This is a genomic window from Vibrio sp. Sgm 5 (assembly GCF_026241575.1).
GTDB lineage: Bacteria > Pseudomonadota > Gammaproteobacteria > Enterobacterales > Vibrionaceae > Vibrio > Vibrio jasicida.
Genome location: NZ_JAPHPY010000083.1, coordinates 1 through 14316 on the forward strand (window position 1 = coordinate 1; position 14316 = coordinate 14316).

A 14316-nucleotide genomic window follows, 5' to 3' on the forward strand; every position below is an offset into this window, starting at 1 on the left:
GCTACGACGATTGATGGGTGTAGCCGATCAGATCGTAGCTTCTAGATTTAGTTCCATCGATTTAAGCAACAAAGCCTCTGAAGGTCATCAACACCGACACCAACATCGATATCTACGTCGGTGACCTTTTGTAGAGTGGGTTCAACGGCATTCTTATAGGTTCTCTTGGTGACGTTCTTTTGTAGCAAGAGGTTGTTTGGGTAAGTCGAAAAGTCGCCGTCTTCATGCTTTATCAAGGTATGAAACAAACGAATGTCTATGATCATCCCTTCAATTCCTGCGCCATCATCAATACGAATGTTATCGCCTACACGGTAAGGGAAGACGAAGAAGATAAGAAAGCTAGCAGTGATGTTGCTCAGAATTGACCACTGAGCAATAAAGCTCACGCCTAGCACGGTAAACACAGAAGAAAGGAAGATAGAAAAATTCCCGTAGCCAATGCCACTCACGAGCAAAAAAGTAGCAAATAAGAAGGCGAACAACAAAATGTTCACCGTTCTGGTAATGAATAATATTCTTGGTGGTTTGACTTTTTTATTCCGCGCTAACGTAGTGAGTGCTTTCGTCGCGATCTTACTGAAGATTTGATAAGCCAAAATGAAAATCAGACCGAGCAGTATGTCGTAGTCGCTCAGGATTTGTAGAAATTGTTCAATCGATGACAGCATCACGTTCTCCTCTTTATAGGGCGAGTGTACGGTCAACCATCGGAAAAAGCGTCAAGTCTCTCTCAGCAAAAAATCATATCTCTCTCATGCCATTTTATAAGCCAAAGAAACCGTTTCTTTTGGTACGAACTTTTCACCTTTGGTGGTTTTAATCTTATTTAAAGCTATGAAATTAAGGTGTTTATTTGCTTTATATTTTCTTTATCTTTTTCTAAGTGCTTTGTGATGTGGTTATGAAACGGGTGAATACAATAGCCTTCCTCTGATTAACCACAACCTTGGAGAAAGTGATGACACTTATCGCGATCAAATTGCTTTACGTGTTCTACAAAGCAATGAAAAGACGCTACTCATAAGCGCGTCATTAGGGAACAACTCACCCAAAGCACCTAAGAACGGAATACAGACTTCCCCATGTTAGAGAGGGGATTTGAGCGCAAGGTAGTGCCTGCTTAGGAGAGAGTGGATATTGAATAACTATTCTTTCGTACTTTGCACAGAGAACTTAAATAATGAATCTCGACTACTTTATCGCCTTCGGCACCTTACTCATGTTAGAACTCATTCTGGGTGTCGATAACATCGTCTTTATTACCATCATGACTGAGCGTCTTCCTCCTCATTTGCGCCAACGCGTACGTAATCTCGGTATCGGGTTAGCGGTGTTAAACCGCATTGCGCTGGTATTTTCGGTATCTTGGTTGCTGTCTTGGAAAGAACCGTTTGTCGAATACCAAGGGGTATCACTCTCTTGTAATGATCTTATCTTTATTGTTGGTGGTGCATTTCTGTTGTTTAAAGGCATCAAAGAGCTTTGGGCATGGGTCGTGCCTATTGAAACTCCACCACATCAATTCTTTGCTGGGCAAGTTGGCACGGTAATATTGCAGATTATTGCGGTGGACGCGGTATTTTCTCTCGATTCGTTGATTATCGCGGCGAGCCTAACGCAGGACATCACCATTCTTGCTGGTGTGATTATCTCTTCAAGCGTGATTCTGATGTTGATGGCGAATAAAGTACAGGCTGTGATTACTCGCCATCCAGGATTGAAAGTGCTCGCGCTGCTATTCCTCATTGTATTAGGTGCGCTGCTGATTGTTGAAGGGTTGGGGCTGAACATCGATAAGCACTACGTTTACAGTGCGCTCGCGTTTGGTTTGCTGCTAGAGCTATGCCATATCTTAATCAGCCGACAACCTGCTTCTCGACGTGTGGCAGGACAGTACTTCTAAACTTTAATGCGAAGCTAACCACTATGGGTTAGCTTCGCTTTTTACGCTTTGCAATTCTTTAATCATGGTGTCCAAGTTGCTGTCAAAGAACAATGGACCCGCAAGTTTCAGTGCAATTGGCGACGACGTATTTTGTGTCGCTTGCAAATACAGTTCTTTTGCCCCGCTTGTGTGACCGCGAGCTTCTTCCGCTTTCGCTAGTAATAGATAAGTTAATGACGTTTGCTGATTGTACGGAATCGACAACAGTATTTGTGATGCCTTATCCGGATTGTCTTCCGACAGCGCCAAGATTGCGTTGGCTTCACACACTCTTGGGTTATTCCCTCGCTTCAAAACTTCAGACAAGGAAGAGGAATATTCCTTGTTGAGTGCTTCAATCACTTGCTGCTTATTGGCTTCGTCTTTGGTAAACACCCTTAACACTTCACCGATGTAGCTTACCGAAATGGTGTAGGCATTATCTGGTGCGAGGGCTTTTGCTTGACGAAAATACGCCATCGCATTTTCATAGCCAGCGTTGTTGTACAAAGCGCCCGTCCCAGACATCAGAGCTTTTACTGCTTCTGGATCTTTAGGGAAGATTGACACATTGTGTTCCAACTCTTCTTCCGGCACCTCAATGTACATCGCGCGTAGCATGTCATCTATCATGGATGGGAAAGTTTGATGAAACCGTTCAAAGTTGGTCGAGTAACGACGATTCAAATGAGTCTGCCCTGAAACGCGATTGTGATACTGGAACAACAAACGCAGCTTTTTTCCATCGCTGCTCTTGCTGGTGGAGATGTTGAACTCTACGGCGGCGAGTTTTCTGTGTTCTTTGGATTTGACCACACGAATATTGCTGTAAAACCCTATGTGTTCCATGAACTTAATGACGATACCGTACAGTTCTGGTCGTGCTTTCACATCCTCACTGACATTCAATACTGCATAACGAAATTCGTAATGGCTTAAGTGCCCGGTGTGAGAATCAGGGTTCGGCTTTTGGTCGTCTGCGCGAAACAGTAAAAATGCCGCCTGAATAAGAACAATCAAAGAAAGTGCGCCAATTAAGATGGGTTGTTTGCTCTTTTTAGGGCGAGATTCAACGGCCTCTACTGCGGGTTTCGAGGCTTCAGTTTGTGACTCTTCCTCTTCAATGACCTGATCTTCAGGTTTCTGTATCGCGATTTTTTCCAGTTTTACTTCGCCATCAAATCGATACCCACGCTTTGGTACGGTGACGATGTAGCTGCATTCCTGTTGGCTGTGTTTTTTCAGCACTTTTCTGAGTTCAAATACCGCTTGGGTGACCACTTGATCGGTCAATACACTGCCGCCCCAGACTTGCTCGATAAGTTCATCGCGCGTGTGAGTCAGTCCTGGATTCAGACATAAGAACTCAAGCAACTTTGAGAGACGGTTATCAATCGTAATGCATGAGTCAGCAAACTGTATTTGCCCCTCATTTGGCACAAAACGCCACTCATCTACGATAAAACTGATGTTTTTGTCAGGCATTCACGCTCGCTCTTCTATTTTTTATTCATCTCATTGAGTAAATGTAGTCTCAATTGAATGATTTTGCTGACAATTTAAAGTGCGAGTAACGTGATTTTCGACACATTTCGTTATCGGAACGCTAATTTTCGCTCCCTACCTTTAATGCGTTCCTTTTTACCTAGGAAATCAACGCTGAATGGAAGAAAAGTTCCAATTAATTTGTTTGTTTTACCCTCTATTTTGATGTTTAACTCTATGTATTTATTGGTTTTATATTTTGTTTATATGCCAGTGATGAAGTTTTATTAACTGCTGAGCTTTACGTTATGTCACAGCGGCGAAAACACAGGATGATGCATCCCACACCGCAAGTGAGGGGCGAGCTTCTTAAAAGAGAAAAGGCGCAACGTTCCCTGAAGTCACTTGCAATAAGGAAATAAAAATTCGATGCATGAGCATCACGTACTGAAGGATTAGGGAATGTTAGTCAACCTTTTATATTGAGAGTTATTAAGAAATGAAACTGAACAAATTTATTCTTCCAATCGCTGCTATCTTCTTTGCTACACAAGCTGCTGCTAACCCATACATTGGTGCTAGCTACCTATATTCTGAATACCAAATAAAGAACGAGAACACAGACTTTAGTGACCAAAACAGCGGTTACAACCTTTACATCGGTTACCAGTTTAACGACCTACTATCGATTGAAGGTGGATATGCAGATTTCATCGATACGCACAAAGACTTCGAGCACATCTACTCTGATGCTTGGCTAGCAAGTGCGAAACTAACACTACCAATCACTATTTTCGACGTTTACGGTCGTGTCGGTATGGGTCACTTCCAAACGAACCTTGGTGACACGAACGACATCTACTACGGCGTAGGTGCAGGTGTGACATTGGGCCCAGCCCGCGTTGCACTTGAGTACACCATGTACGAAGCAAAAGTTGTTGAGAACAGCTACGCGCTAAGTGCAGAGTTACGCTTCTAAAAAAAAAACAACGACTTGTCCTAGTTGTTTTCCACTGCGCTTATGGAAGAGTGCGGTGGTTTTCTTCGTTCCATTTTTGCAAACCTGACTTACTTGTCTTTATTTCGTCGTGTTGGACTGGCATGGTGATTCGGTAACTGACATTCCAATAAAGAGAAGGACTTAACAATGGAAGTACTCAAAGGCTCATGTCTGTGTGGCAAGGTGAAACTCGAAGTCGCGGATGAATTCAAATACATGGGCAATTGTCATTGCTCTGAATGCCGCAAATTTACTGGCTCCGATTACTCGTCAGCGGGTGGCGTTGCACTGGATAAACTGATTGTAATTGAGGGTGCGGAACACATCCAAACCTATCAGAAGAGCGCCAATACCGAACTCTCATTCTGCCGTCACTGCGGCTCTAGCCTTTATTCGAAGAAAAACAACGGTATCGTCAATGTGCGCTTGGGCATTCTTGATGATGTGCCTTCCCATAAGCCAAGCTTCCATATTTTTGTCGCATCCAAAGCACCTTGGAATGACATTACTGATGACCTTAAGCAATTCGAAGCCGAACCCAAGCTATAAGCTGGTTTGAGGCTGAGCATCGTACCAAATCAGAAAGCATTTAAAGTTGTGAGATAGAGCCACTCAAATGAGTGGCTTTTTGCTTTTGAGTGACAGTAATATCCGACACTATACGACTAGTTAGCATCGACAGATTTTGGGAGAACATCAGTGAGCGAAGAATACAACCAAGCCATCTCTAAGCATTACGCGGCTTATCGTCCGCCGCTGCATCAAGTCATCCTACAAGCTAACTTAGGTGCGTTACCCCAGTTCCAGTTGGGATTAGATATTGGGTGCGGTACGGGCGTATCAACACTGGCATTGGCTAAATACTGTCAGCAACTGCATGGTGTGGATCCAAGCACGTCAATGATTGAGCAAACCAAACCATCAGCAGGTATTGAGTATCATGTCGGCGATGGTGAGCATGTGCCACTGCCAGACAACAGTGTGGATGTAGTGACGTTTGCAGGCTCACTTTCTTACGCAAAGTCTGCGGCTTTGGTGACTGAGCTTCAACGCGTCTGCCAATCTGCAGCGCACGTTGTGGTGTACGATTTTGAAGTGTTGCTCGAAAAGCCCCTCAAGCTGTTAGGCATAGAGATGGAACTGATGGAGTCCAACTATGACCACGCTATCAACTTCAGTGATTGTGACGCTTTCCAAGCGATGAAGGTTTACAAGGAGACCGTAGAGCTAGAAGTCAGCGCTGAAGAGCTGGCGCATGTACTGTTTTCTTCTTCAAAGCGTTACAACAAGTTGGTTGAGGCATTCGCAGGAGATGACCCATTCGCAAACGCTGTTGAGGCTTTGAAGCAGCTTAGCCAAAAACACGTTATTCAAGCCGATACCTATTTCGCGGTGTACCAGATAAATGCGTGAAACTCACGTCAATTAATGACTCACCAAGGCCGCTATCACAGTGGCCTTTTTGTTCCGTGAAACTGTGAAATACGCTCCGTTTTTCTTTTGTATGTGAATTTGCGGTCAGATTTTTAGTAACTGTTTCATCTGTAAGTAAATCCAAAGGAAAGTGCGGTCAAACTCTAATTTTGGAGGCAGGGGCTTGTGGTAGGCTCACTTCAATTATGGGGCAGAATCACCATCAAATTAGCAAGCCTTTCTATTTGAGCACCGGGATGCTGCCTATTTCCAGATCTGCACTGTTACCTTAGGACCCCATTATGGCGAAAGCACTAAAAATCGAATCTGGTCGTTACCTGAATATGGACCAAGTTGTTACGTTCGAACTCAGCCATGATTCCATCAAAATTACGTCGACGGTCGAGTCTTTTGCTCATGTTTATATCGGCATTGATGGTAAAACAGAATACGCCGATTGCTTTGTCTCGGTACAAGACTTTCACCGAATTAAGCGTGAACTGTGTGACTACATGGGCATCGACGAGCCAACGCTATTAATTGACTGATCACTCAAAAATGACAACAAAATTACAAGTACAGTATGCGGTGTTGCAACTTGTAGTCTAACTTTTAACAACCACTGGCTAGGGTGAGCAATAACACGGCGGCGAAGATCGTCCGTTCACAAAATACAATAAGGGACGTTATGTCTGATAAATACATCTCAATGATCCAGGACTTTTTTCATGTGTTCGAAGCACTGAACCAATACGTCTTGGATTCCTACGGTGAATTGGCAGCGTGGGAAACTCAATTGGTGAGGCTTGATATTGACCAAGGTGATAAAGAAAAGTCGTATGACGTCGCGCAAGTCGCGAGCATGCTTAACTTTTCGGAAGACGCAGTAAAATCATTCTTAGTGGTATACAGCTTCTTAAGTAATAACCTTTACGATCTCATTGGTAATCGTGAGTACGAAGATTGGGGTACGGACGGCAACAGCCTGCAAGTCGAGTATTCTGATCTGACGATCGAATCATTTGATGCAGACCAAATTGCTCCACTGATGGAACGTCGCCTCTACTTCGAATGGACGTTTGATGCATTACAACGCACCTACGATGAAATGATGGCAATCAGCCACGGAAGAATTGCCTGACAGGTTTAATGTTTACTTAAACACCTGAGTAAATATTAAAGCAAATACAAAAGCCGCTCATTGTAGCGGCTTTGTTTTTGGGGTTTTCAAACGTTTCTGTTTCCTCTTCTTACAACTCTTGAATTAAAATCTACCGGCTAATCACGTATTGTGATGATGAGCGATTTACTTGTTAGAAGAACAAATATGAAAAAGACAATCTCAACAATGGTTTTAGCAATGGCACTTGTCGGCTGTGATGACGCAAGCAAAGCCATTGACCAAGCACAAGAAGCCGCAAACAAAGCGATTGATACGGTTCAAGAGCAGATGGATTCAGTAGAAGAAGCGTTTAACCTGGACCAATTTGGTGATGCAGCGGAATCTGCAGAAGAACTGGCGGCATCGGTTGAAGAAGCAATGAATGTGGATTTCAGTGACCCTGAAGCACTTATCGAAGCGAAAGAACACATTGCCAATGCGTACGCTTGTTTGGTGGAAGCGTCTTCTGAATCGACAGTGGATAAGGTGATGGATAAAGTGATGTCATCTATCGGCAGCGAAGAAACCAAATCTTTGATTGAAGAAGGCATTGAGAAAGCACAAGCCGCAAAAGAGTGCGTGATGTAATCGCTCTCAGCGAATCAAACCGATGAAAAAGGGGATAGTGATATCCCCTTTGTTGTTTTTACGTGTCGTTATTTCGATGCTGTGCCTGCTCTACTCGCTTTTCAGCTCTTGCTGGAAGTAATCCATACAAAGCTGCTGAGCTTCCGGTTTAATACTGACTTGCTCGTTGTCTCGCAGCGATAGATACAGTTCTACGATCTTTTCAAATGCAGGAACTAGCGCTTCTCGTTCTGGCATGGCGACGGCTTGTTTTAGCTCCGCCGCAAACGCAGGCATGCGTGATTCTATTTTTCTCACGCCAGAAGGAGTCAACCCTTGTTGTTTCAGGGCTAATGGCGATATCGCAACAGAGCGTAGGAACGATAAAAATTCCGCGGCCTCAAAGTATTCCCCACGCGCAATCTTGGTTGCGCCGTAATGAAGCCAAATCCAAAAGCGATCTTCAATCCACTGTGGATCCGGTTGTGGGTAATGAGGCTTCGCAGTTTCGAAGACTTGCGATAGCTGCCCGTCGCGTTCCCAAAGCACTTTTGTGTCATCAACACGAGTGGCTGCATCCGGCAAAGAGACAAATTTGAAATCGACATGAATCGCATCTGGCGCGTAGATTGCGATCACTAATCTTGGTTCTCCCACGTGTTCACCAGTGAAAGCCGCGACTTGACCTTCTACTTGGTCGATAAGCGCAAAGCGCTCTGCCATTACCGAATCAAAATCTTCAGGATTGATGGCGATGACCAAATCCAAATCACTGTATTTGTCCATGGAGTCAGAGGCGTAAGAGCCACTTGCACCAATACCAAGAATGCGTGAGTCAGCAGTGAATACCGCAAGAATTTTAGTTAGAAGCTGTTCATGAGTTTGAGGAAGCGTGCTTGAGAATTTCATATTTTACCTATTAATCATGGTTGATATTAGAACCATCAGCAGAATGGTTAGTGCGGTAAAATTAGCGCAGCATTACAATATGGCGTGAAGCATCTTAAGACGCAACAAAAACCGCTCAAAATTGAACGGTTTTGATATGGACTGTTAATTACTTGAGCGAGTTATGGTGCATAAATTGCTCGTCGATACCTTTCAGTTTTATATCATCCATGATGAAGTTCACCGTATTCAGTAAGCGCTGTTCGCCTTTAGGGATCAAGTAGCCAAACTGACCTTTGGTGAACGGGTCTTCGCAGCGAACCGCTTCTAAACGCTCGTCCGTGACTTGGTAGAATAACCCTTCCGGAGTTTCTGTCACCATGACATCAACTTTGCCCGCCGCGACGGCTTTCGGTACGTCTAAGTTGTTTTCGTAGCGGGTGAAATGAGCTTGTTGCAGGTTTTTATCCGCAAAGGCTTCATTTGTACCACCGATATTGACGCCGACTCTAACCGAAGGGTCGTTAACTTTTTCGAGCGTATTGAATTGCGCTGCTTTGCCTTTTGCAACCAAGAAACACTTACCAAATGTCATATAGCCTTGTGTTTGCTCTGCGTTCAGTTGGCGTTGCATTTTACGTGTGATACCACCCATGGCGATGTCGTATTTGCCTTCATCAAGGTCATTGAGTAGATCTTTCCATGTGGTACGAACCAGCTTCAATTTGACGCCTAGTTGCTCCGCAATGTGGTTGGCGACATCAATGTCATAACCAGAATAACTTTTGCCGTCATAGTAAGAAAACGGTTTGTAATCGCCCGTTGTTCCAACACGTAAGGTGCCTGATTTTTGTATGTCTTCCAGCTTATCGGCTTGGGCAACACCGGAAAGTGCCAGTGCTACGGAAGCAAGTAAAAGTGTTGTTTTTTTCATTGTCGTTGTTTTATGTGTTGTGTTTGTTTGAACACTCAAAGTAACAGGAAGTATCAGAAAAAGAGATCAAACCAATAAGAAAAAACACCATATTGAAGAAAAAAATAGCGACTTTGAATGTGATTGCATTTGCTAATTTATACGTATGAAAAGCAAACTTTTTCTTATGAATGGCAGAGTGTTATGAATCGAATTCACCCTAAAAAGTTACTTCGCAGCAAATGGACTGCGACAGAGCCGGAAAACAAAGAGAAGCACTTCATCATTTCAGAAATGGAGTTTGATGAAGAAGGCAACGTCGTGAGATGCGTGATTGAAGCGGTTATGACCAAGCGAGAGCGCGAGCTAGATTGGCATGATTTGAAAGACACGCAACAATGGCGACAAGGATGGAAATAAGCCGGCGCGATAGCAAAAACGAGATGGAGTTAGAAAAGTCATCAAAATCAATAGGCTCGTGGTAGAGACTTTGCTATTAATTGGCAGTTGATTTTATTCACTCATGTTCTGAGGAAACACCATGATCGATTTCGAAAACTCATCCATATTCAAACTCAAGCCGATTGAAACTTCAAAGGTGCGCGACGATTTCCACAAGTTCTTGATTGAAGGAGAAAGTATTTTTGCTGGCTTCAAGACCGTGCGTGATCAAGTGGTGTTCACCAACAAGCGCGTTATCGCAGCCAACGTGCAAGGGATTACAGGTTCAAAAGTTGATTACACTTCTCTGCCATACAGCAAAATTAACGCTTTCTCGGTTGAAACGTCTGGCACACTTGATCTGGATTGTGAAATTGAATTGTTCCTAAGTGAAGTCGGGCGAGTGCGGTTTGAGATCAGGGGCTCTTTTGACCTCGTATCGTTTAACAAAATGATCAGCGAGCACGTACTCGCTTAGACAATGGTTTAAGCGCTAATTCAGCCAAAGACAAGGAGTCATCATGGCGACACAAAAACAAGGCAAGGAAGCATTAAGTAAACGCAGCAAGTCTCTGATATTTATCCTTGGTTTCTCTGCTGGGGTTATTTTCTATCTAATGATTCGATGAGTGTTAACGATAGATAACACGTTTAAGGAAGCATTGCATGCTTCCTTTTTTCATTGCTTTGATTTGTTATCTGAGCGAAATATTGAAACCAGCAAGAGAGATAAATAGCCTTCTAAATTCAATTATTGATATGTGTACACTTGCTTAATGATTTGTTGCACGATATTTTCCCTATCAATGGATGAAAAATAGTATTTTTCTCTAATTTGGAAAATGCGTTAATAATGAACATTATGGTTTTTGGCTGCTAGCGATATGAGGTGAGTTATCGATACCCAAGTTTACGATGTATTCTGTTCTGAACAAGCGCAAGGTAACCCTTGTGGCGTGGTGTTTTTGTCTCATTGGTTAAGTGATTCAGAGATGTTGTCGATTGCACAAAGTGTCGCACAACCTGTCACCTCATTTCTTAGTCATATCGATAACTGTTGGCGCATTCGTTGGTTTTCTTTGACCAGCGAGATCAACCTGTGTGGTCATGGCAGTATGGGGGCTGGTGCGGCCTTGATTGCTCGCCTAAAGCAGCGTTCTGTTAAGTTACACAGTGATTATGGCGACATTACTATCGTTAAGCATGGTTGCCAGTATCAAATGGCACTTCCATCATGGGAAGGTAAGCCAGTGCCGACGAGTTTGGATTTAAGCTTGTTAAATCTGGAGCCATCGGGAGTGCAGGCAGTTGATGTGTTTACTACTCGCGATCTTGTTGTGGTGTTGGAATCAGAACAGCAAGTGAAAGGTTACCACCCCGATTTTACTTGCCTAAAACAAATCCGAGATTTCCATGCGGTGATGGTTACCGCTCAACGAGGCCCTAACGATTACGTATTGCGCTATTTTGCACCCAAAATTGGAATTGATGAGGATATTGCAACGGGCTCGGCACAATGCACGTTAGCGCCATATTGGTTTAAGAAGTTGGACGTCGACTCACTGAATGCTTCTCAGCTTTCAGAGAAGGGTGGCTTTTTCCAAATTGCGAAGCTAAGTGCAGATACGATCGTGATTTCTGCGTCGGTGCATTTGAGAGTTCAGTAAAGCCTCTCTTCAAATACATCGGTACGTAAAACACATTTATGGTGTATGCGAATCCCCCTGTTGTCGCGAAATGACAAGACAAGCGGTTTTGGTTTCTTTACCTTTCGACATTTAGACAAAGTGAAGGGCAGAGGATGACGGTTGTATTTGAAGGTGTCCCTTTGGTTAGATCGGAGTGGGTGCATTATTTAGCGGAGCTCTATAAGCGGAGTGATGTCGATGTGCATCAGCTTATAAAGGTAACATGGGCGCCAGAAGATTTTCAGATTACTGATGTTGAGTTTCTACCTGAAACCACGCTTAAAAATCTTATTTTAGCGTTTGGGAAATCTTGCTCACCAGAAACCTTTATTTACACCATCTGGGGGATGTGTCGTGATTTGTATGTGCCTAAAATTTTAGAACAGTTATCCCTGACTCCATCAATGACGGTAGCGGAAGGCATCGAAGAGTTTTGCCGTGTGATTCCCCTGTTCTCAAATAACACTCGTATTGGTCTTGAGCGTTACCACAATCATCTTTGGTTTGCTCGATACAAAGATGGTGAAGCTGAATCATGGTACCAATATGCTGAGTTATTCAGTGTTATCTTCATGGATGAGTTGGTTGATGCGCTCTCGAACTCTAAGCAAAAAACGTTGAATGTGAGTCTAAAGTGCGCAGGGGTGGCACCGTTTTTTAACTGCTCTCAGCTTCAGCATATTCAGTTCTATACTAATCGTGCAGCTACAGGCATTCAGCTCGATGATAGCATCTTAAGCCAAACGGTTTGTATGCCCAGTAAAAGACAATCTGTTGTGAAAGCGCCTCTTAGTGAGATACCAACGTCTTTTCTTCCCTCTTTTCGATTAGCCATTCAGCCTTATACTTCTGTGGGACGGCTTTCTATTCTCGACGCGTCGCGTATTTTGGGGATCAATAAACGAACTTTGCAACGGCGCTTGTGTATGGCTGGCGTCACCTATAGCGATGTCATTGAAGAATTACTGTTGGAAAGAAGTTTACGCTTATTAAAAGATTCACATCTATCAATCACAACCATTGCGTCGTCATTGGGGTATACCGATACAGCAAACTTTACTCGATTTATTCGAAGAAAAATGGGAGTAACGCCGTCTGCTTATCGGAAGGCATCGTCTTTTATTACGTCTTAGCGCATAAAGTGACATTTCGGTTAAAGAGAGTGTGCCGACGGAATAGTTCAGTTTGGTGGCACGAGGTGACAATTTATATTTCTCTCAATCCATAAGATTAGGAGTATCGAAACCAAAGAGAGAAGCAAACATGTCACATCGATTCCATGAATACCGTTCACCGCTTACCCAATCCTTTGAACACGCCATTGACTACTTAGAGTCATTAAATGAACGACCTGTAGACAAGTGCATCACCTCTCAGGAGTTGAGACAAGCGATTGGTGGGGCACTCCCATTGACACCAACGCAACCGTCAGTCGTTATCAATGAGATGGTTAAAAATGTTGATGCAGGCTTGATCGCAACGGGGGGACCACGTTTCTTTGGCTATGCCATTGGCAGCTCTTTCCCTGCTTCATTGGCGGCTGATTGGCTGGTGAGCGCATGGGACCAAAATGTACCGTATTACGTTGCTAGTCCAGCTTTGTCAGTGGTTGAAGAGACCGCCGCAGAATGGATGACCCAACTACTTGGCTTGGCGCCAAATTCGGGTATCGGCTTTACATCTGGTGCCCAAGAGGCGATTTATACAAGCCTTATTACCGCTCGTAATGCACTTTTAGAACGTGCAGGTTGGGATGTGGCAAGTCAAGGTATGTATGGTGCGCCGCGTATTAATGTTGTTGTGAGCGATCAAATTCATTCAACGATTAAACGTGCCCTTTCCATGATTGGAATCGGTTTGGAAAACATTGTTAAAGTTCCAACGGATGAAAACCTACGCATAATTCCAGATTCCCTGATGGAGACCATTACTGCACTTGAGGGGCCAACCCTAGTTTGCGCGCAAGCAGGCTGTATCGACTCAGGAGCTTTCGATCCTTTCCACGCACTTGCTGATGCCGTTGCTGCTCATGGTAATGCATGGTTGCATGTTGATGGCGCTATTGGGCTTTGGGCGGCAGCGAGTGCCAAACATCGTTATCTACTGGATGGTATCGATAGAGTTGATTCAATTGATACAGATGGTCATAAGTGGTTTAACATGCCCTATGACTCGGGAATGGTCATCGTGAAGAACGCAAGTTTGCTGGCTCAAGCGATGGGCGGCAGCAATATGGGTGACTACCTTAATGATGCGATGGATAAGCCAGATCGCAATGCGATCAACTTTGGGATTGGTGCTTCGCGTCGAGCTCGTGGTGTGCCTGTTTATGCTGCGTTTAAGTCATTAGGTAAGCAGGGGATCGAAGACCATGTTGACCGTTGTACTGCGCTTGCACAATGTATGGCAGAAAAACTTTCAACAGTGGATGGCATCACTATCCTCAACGATGTGGTGTCGAATCGTTTTTCAGCACAGTTTGGTGAAGGAGGCGAGGAATATCGCAATGAGCTAACGGCCCGTGTTGTACATCGACTGCAACAAGAGGGAACTCTTTATCCATCGACTTCTGGTTATAAGGGGCTTAAGACCATGCTGTTTTCTGTACTAAGTTGCCATACTTCCAAGGAAGATATCGATTTGTCAGCAGAAAAGATCATCGAAGCTTACCTGACAGAGAAAGAACTAATGAGCACCAAATAACATGTTAATGGTTGACTGTTAGTCGCCGTATCAACGCAAACCCAGCGATAATGCCTGTCTCTTGATCACAAGTCTAGTGATCAAGAGACATTGCGAGTTCGTAGCCTTCAAGGATGGTTTGTAGTTTAA

General features: G+C 43.9%; 16 protein-coding genes. 12 read left to right on the forward strand and 4 right to left on the reverse strand.

The genetic code is table 11. The annotated features are described in order from the left end of the window. Positions 1-47: 47 nt before the first annotated feature. Positions 48-671 carry a mechanosensitive ion channel domain-containing protein gene (locus OQJ86_RS24985; RefSeq protein ID WP_265991848.1) on the reverse strand — a complete coding sequence of 208 codons (624 nt, stop codon included), beginning with the start codon at positions 669-671 and terminating at the stop codon, positions 48-50. Between the two features lie 512 nt (positions 672-1183). Between OQJ86_RS24985 and OQJ86_RS24990 the strand changes: the two genes are divergently transcribed. Further along, a complete protein-coding gene (locus OQJ86_RS24990; protein ID WP_265991850.1) occupies positions 1184-1906 on the forward strand; it encodes a TerC family protein in 723 nt (240 codons plus the stop codon). 21 nt (positions 1907-1927) lie between these two features. On the opposite strand, the gene OQJ86_RS24995 is transcribed toward OQJ86_RS24990, so the two are convergent. Continuing rightward, the gene (locus OQJ86_RS24995) at positions 1928-3412 is read right to left on the reverse strand and encodes a winged helix-turn-helix domain-containing protein (protein ID WP_042599899.1); all 1485 of its coding nucleotides are present in this window, start codon (positions 3410-3412) and stop codon (positions 1928-1930) included. A gap of 499 nt (positions 3413-3911) precedes the next feature. Here OQJ86_RS24995 and OQJ86_RS25000 point away from each other — a divergent pair, with 499 nt between their 5' ends. The 6 genes from OQJ86_RS25000 to OQJ86_RS25025 all read left to right on the forward strand — a co-directional run bounded on the left by OQJ86_RS25000 (position 3912) and on the right by OQJ86_RS25025 (position 7575). Next, complete coding sequence (locus OQJ86_RS25000; RefSeq protein ID WP_265991853.1) at positions 3912-4391, forward strand: porin; 480 nt, start codon at positions 3912-3914, stop codon at positions 4389-4391. Between the two features lie 168 nt (positions 4392-4559). Next, positions 4560-4961 (forward strand): GFA family protein, encoded by a 402-nt coding sequence (locus OQJ86_RS25005; RefSeq protein ID WP_005435931.1) that lies wholly within the window; start codon positions 4560-4562, stop codon positions 4959-4961. 150 nt (positions 4962-5111) lie between these two features. After that, positions 5112-5825, forward strand: a complete 714-nt coding sequence (locus OQJ86_RS25010; RefSeq protein ID WP_265991857.1) for a class I SAM-dependent methyltransferase — start codon at positions 5112-5114, stop codon at positions 5823-5825. A gap of 302 nt (positions 5826-6127) precedes the next feature. After that, positions 6128-6373 carry a hypothetical protein gene (locus OQJ86_RS25015; RefSeq protein ID WP_005435933.1) on the forward strand — a complete coding sequence of 82 codons (246 nt, stop codon included), beginning with the start codon at positions 6128-6130 and terminating at the stop codon, positions 6371-6373. A 140-nt stretch (positions 6374-6513) separates the two neighbouring features. Beyond that, a complete protein-coding gene (locus OQJ86_RS25020; RefSeq protein ID WP_265991860.1) occupies positions 6514-6966 on the forward strand; it encodes a hypothetical protein in 453 nt (150 codons plus the stop codon). A gap of 186 nt (positions 6967-7152) precedes the next feature. Further along, positions 7153-7575: a hypothetical protein gene (locus OQJ86_RS25025; RefSeq protein ID WP_009705015.1), complete on the forward strand. Its 423-nt coding sequence runs from the start codon at positions 7153-7155 to the stop codon at positions 7573-7575. 90 nt (positions 7576-7665) lie between these two features. Here OQJ86_RS25025 and OQJ86_RS25030 read toward each other — a convergent pair whose 3' ends face one another. Both OQJ86_RS25030 and OQJ86_RS25035 read right to left on the reverse strand, forming a co-directional pair. Further along, on the reverse strand, positions 7666-8463 hold the full coding sequence (locus OQJ86_RS25030) for an aminoglycoside 6-adenylyltransferase (protein ID WP_265991862.1): 798 nt from the start codon (positions 8461-8463) through the stop codon (positions 7666-7668). 148 nt (positions 8464-8611) lie between these two features. Beyond that, entirely contained in the window at positions 8612-9376 is a 765-nt protein-coding gene (locus tag OQJ86_RS25035) for a transporter substrate-binding domain-containing protein (RefSeq protein WP_265991864.1), read from the reverse strand. 183 nt (positions 9377-9559) lie between these two features. Between OQJ86_RS25035 and OQJ86_RS25040 the strand changes: the two genes are divergently transcribed. From OQJ86_RS25040 to OQJ86_RS25060, 5 genes are all read left to right on the forward strand, one after another. Continuing rightward, positions 9560-9775, forward strand: coding sequence for a TIGR02450 family Trp-rich protein (locus tag OQJ86_RS25040; protein ID WP_039975801.1), 216 nt, complete (start codon positions 9560-9562; stop codon positions 9773-9775). A gap of 121 nt (positions 9776-9896) precedes the next feature. Then, positions 9897-10274 (forward strand): PH domain-containing protein, encoded by a 378-nt coding sequence (locus OQJ86_RS25045; protein ID WP_038868327.1) that lies wholly within the window; start codon positions 9897-9899, stop codon positions 10272-10274. A gap of 418 nt (positions 10275-10692) precedes the next feature. After that, positions 10693-11463: a PhzF family phenazine biosynthesis protein gene (locus OQJ86_RS25050; RefSeq protein WP_265991871.1), complete on the forward strand. Its 771-nt coding sequence runs from the start codon at positions 10693-10695 to the stop codon at positions 11461-11463. Between the two features lie 134 nt (positions 11464-11597). Further along, positions 11598-12617, forward strand: coding sequence for a helix-turn-helix domain-containing protein (locus tag OQJ86_RS25055; protein WP_265991867.1), 1020 nt, complete (start codon positions 11598-11600; stop codon positions 12615-12617). Positions 12618-12747: 130 nt separating this feature from the next. After that, positions 12748-14187, forward strand: coding sequence for a pyridoxal phosphate-dependent decarboxylase family protein (locus OQJ86_RS25060; RefSeq protein WP_265991869.1), 1440 nt, complete (start codon positions 12748-12750; stop codon positions 14185-14187). The last annotated feature ends 129 nt before the right edge of the window (positions 14188-14316 follow it).

Coding starts and splice junctions, on each gene's coding strand:
- OQJ86_RS25055 (WP_265991867.1), top strand. CDS start 11,598: ATGACGGTTGTATTTGAAGGTGTCCCTTTGGTTAGATCGGAGTGGGTG.
- OQJ86_RS24985 (WP_265991848.1), bottom strand. CDS start 671: ATGCTGTCATCGATTGAACAATTTCTACAAATCCTGAGCGACTACGAC.
- OQJ86_RS25025 (WP_009705015.1), top strand. CDS start 7,153: ATGAAAAAGACAATCTCAACAATGGTTTTAGCAATGGCACTTGTCGGC.
- OQJ86_RS25030 (WP_265991862.1), bottom strand. CDS start 8,463: ATGAAATTCTCAAGCACGCTTCCTCAAACTCATGAACAGCTTCTAACT.
- OQJ86_RS25005 (WP_005435931.1), top strand. CDS start 4,560: ATGGAAGTACTCAAAGGCTCATGTCTGTGTGGCAAGGTGAAACTCGAA.
- OQJ86_RS24995 (WP_042599899.1), bottom strand. CDS start 3,412: ATGCCTGACAAAAACATCAGTTTTATCGTAGATGAGTGGCGTTTTGTG.
- OQJ86_RS25035 (WP_265991864.1), bottom strand. CDS start 9,376: ATGAAAAAAACAACACTTTTACTTGCTTCCGTAGCACTGGCACTTTCC.
- OQJ86_RS25060 (WP_265991869.1), top strand. CDS start 12,748: ATGTCACATCGATTCCATGAATACCGTTCACCGCTTACCCAATCCTTT.
- OQJ86_RS25015 (WP_005435933.1), top strand. CDS start 6,128: ATGGCGAAAGCACTAAAAATCGAATCTGGTCGTTACCTGAATATGGAC.
- OQJ86_RS25020 (WP_265991860.1), top strand. CDS start 6,514: ATGTCTGATAAATACATCTCAATGATCCAGGACTTTTTTCATGTGTTC.
- OQJ86_RS25045 (WP_038868327.1), top strand. CDS start 9,897: ATGATCGATTTCGAAAACTCATCCATATTCAAACTCAAGCCGATTGAA.
- OQJ86_RS25040 (WP_039975801.1), top strand. CDS start 9,560: ATGAATCGAATTCACCCTAAAAAGTTACTTCGCAGCAAATGGACTGCG.
- OQJ86_RS24990 (WP_265991850.1), top strand. CDS start 1,184: ATGAATCTCGACTACTTTATCGCCTTCGGCACCTTACTCATGTTAGAA.
- OQJ86_RS25000 (WP_265991853.1), top strand. CDS start 3,912: ATGAAACTGAACAAATTTATTCTTCCAATCGCTGCTATCTTCTTTGCT.